This is a genomic window from Bacillus sp. MSP13 (assembly GCF_000815295.1).
Taxonomy (GTDB): Bacteria; Bacillota; Bacilli; order Bacillales; family Bacillaceae; genus Bacillus; species Bacillus vallismortis.
Window position 1 is genome coordinate 1 of record NZ_JXAQ01000020.1, and the last position, 3,008, is coordinate 3,008.

The following is a 3,008-nucleotide window of genomic DNA, read 5'->3' on the forward strand; positions in this document are numbered from 1 at the left end:
TGTGGTTAAGTCCTCGATCGATTAGTATCTGTCAGCTCCATGTGTCGCCACACTTCCACCTCAGACCTATCAACCTGATCATCTTTCAGGGATCTTACTTCCTTGCGGAATGGGAAATCTCATCTTGAGGGGGGCTTCATGCTTAGATGCTTTCAGCACTTATCCCGTCCGCACATAGCTACCCAGCGATGCCCTTGGCAGAACAACTGGTACACCAGCGGTGCGTCCATCCCGGTCCTCTCGTACTAAGGACAGCTCCTCTCAAATTTCCTGCGCCCGCGACGGATAGGGACCGAACTGTCTCACGACGTTCTGAACCCAGCTCGCGTACCGCTTTAATGGGCGAACAGCCCAACCCTTGGGACCGACTACAGCCCCAGGATGCGATGAGCCGACATCGAGGTGCCAAACCTCCCCGTCGATGTGGACTCTTGGGGGAGATAAGCCTGTTATCCCCGGGGTAGCTTTTATCCGTTGAGCGATGGCCCTTCCATGCGGAACCACCGGATCACTAAGCCCGACTTTCGTCCCTGCTCGACTTGTAGGTCTCGCAGTCAAGCTCCCTTGTGCCTTTACACTCTGCGAATGATTTCCAACCATTCTGAGGGAACCTTTGGGCGCCTCCGTTACCTTTTAGGAGGCGACCGCCCCAGTCAAACTGCCCACCTGACACTGTCTCCCCGCCCGATAAGGGCGGCGGGTTAGAAGGTCAATACAGCCAGGGTAGTATCCCACCGATGCCTCCACCGAAGCTGGCGCTCCGGTTTCCAAGGCTCCTACCTATCCTGTACAAGCTGTACCAACATTCAATATCAGGCTGCAGTAAAGCTCCACGGGGTCTTTCCGTCCTGTCGCGGGTAACCTGCATCTTCACAGGTACTATAATTTCACCGAGTCTCTCGTTGAGACAGTGCCCAGATCGTTGCGCCTTTCGTGCGGGTCGGAACTTACCCGACAAGGAATTTCGCTACCTTAGGACCGTTATAGTTACGGCCGCCGTTTACTGGGGCTTCAATTCGCACCTTCGCTTACGCTAAGCGCTCCTCTTAACCTTCCAGCACCGGGCAGGCGTCAGCCCCTATACTTCGCCTTACGGCTTCGCAGAGACCTGTGTTTTTGCTAAACAGTCGCCTGGGCCTATTCACTGCGGCTCTCTCGGGCTTGCACCCTAACAGAGCACCCCTTCTCCCGAAGTTACGGGGTCATTTTGCCGAGTTCCTTAACGAGAGTTCTCTCGATCACCTTAGGATTCTCTCCTCGCCTACCTGTGTCGGTTTGCGGTACGGGCACCTCTCACCTCGCTAGAGGCTTTTCTTGGCAGTGTGGAATCAGGAACTTCGCTACTAAATTTCGCTCGCCATCACAGCTCAGCCTTATGGGAAACGGATTTGCCTATTTCCCAGCCTAACTGCTTGGACGCGGATATCCAATACCGCGCTTACCCTATCCTCCTGCGTCCCCCCATTGCTCAAATGGTGAGGAGGTGGTACAGGAATATCAACCTGTTGTCCATCGCCTACGCCTTTCGGCCTCGGCTTAGGTCCCGACTAACCCTGAGCGGACGAGCCTTCCTCAGGAAACCTTAGGCATTCGGTGGAGGGGATTCTCACCCCTCTTTCGCTACTCATACCGGCATTCTCACTTCTAAGCGCTCCACCAGTCCTTCCGGTCTGGCTTCACAGCCCTTAGAACGCTCTCCTACCACTGTTCGAAGAACAGTCCGCAGCTTCGGTGATACGTTTAGCCCCGGTACATTTTCGGCGCAGAGTCACTCGACCAGTGAGCTATTACGCACTCTTTAAATGGTGGCTGCTTCTAAGCCAACATCCTGGTTGTCTAAGCAACTCCACATCCTTTTCCACTTAACGTATACTTTGGGACCTTAGCTGGCGGTCTGGGCTGTTTCCCTTTCGACTACGGATCTTATCACTCGCAGTCTGACTCCCAAGGATAAGTCATTGGCATTCGGAGTTTGACTGAATTCGGTAACCCGGTAGGGGCCCCTAGTCCAATCAGTGCTCTACCTCCAAGACTCTTACCTTGAGGCTAGCCCTAAAGCTATTTCGGAGAGAACCAGCTATCTCCAGGTTCGATTGGCATTTCACCCCTACCCACACCTCATCCCCGCACTTTTCAACGTGCGTGGGTTCGGGCCTCCATTCAGTGTTACCTGAACTTCACCCTGGACATGGGTAGATCACCTGGTTTCGGGTCTACGACCACGTACTCATGCGCCCTATTCAGACTCGCTTTCGCTGCGGCTCCGCATCTTCTGCTTAACCTTGCACGGGATCGTAACTCGCCGGTTCATTCTACAAAAGGCACGCCATCACCCGTTAACGGGCTCTGACTACTTGTAGGCACACGGTTTCAGGATCTCTTTCACTCCCCTTCCGGGGTGCTTTTCACCTTTCCCTCACGGTACTGGTTCACTATCGGTCACTAGGGAGTATTTAGCCTTGGGAGATGGTCCTCCCGGATTCCGACGGAATTTCACGTGTTCCGCCGTACTCAGGATCCACTCAGGAGAGAACGAAGTTTTGACTACAGGGCTGTTACCTCCTATGGCGGGCCTTTCCAGACCTCTTCATCTACCTCGTTCCTTTGTAACTCCGTACAGAGTGTCCTACAACCCCAAGAGGCAAGCCTCTTGGTTTGGGCTAATCCCGTTTCGCTCGCCGCTACTCAGGGAATCGCATTTGCTTTCTCTTCCTCCGGGTACTTAGATGTTTCAGTTCCCCGGGTCTGCCTTCTCATATCCTATGAATTCAGATATGGATACCACTCCATTACGAGTGGTGGGTTTCCCCATTCGGAAATCTCCGGATCAAAGCTTGCTTACAGCTCCCCGAAGCATATCGGTGTTCGTCCCGTCCTTCATCGGCTCCTAGTGCCAAGGCATCCACCGTGCGCCCTTTCTAACTTAACCGTTAAAAAGAATCACTATGTGATATCTTGTCTTACTAATTGAATGTGATGTCTACTGTTATCTAGTTTTCAAAGAACAA

Annotated in this window: 1 rRNA gene; it reads right to left on the reverse strand. The window is 53.2% G+C overall.

Annotation, left to right across the window (positions count from 1 at the left end):
- Position 1 precedes the first annotated feature (1 nt).
- Positions 2 to 2,929, reverse strand: a 23S ribosomal RNA gene (locus tag SC79_RS19590).
- Positions 2,930 to 3,008: the final 79 nt, after the last annotated feature.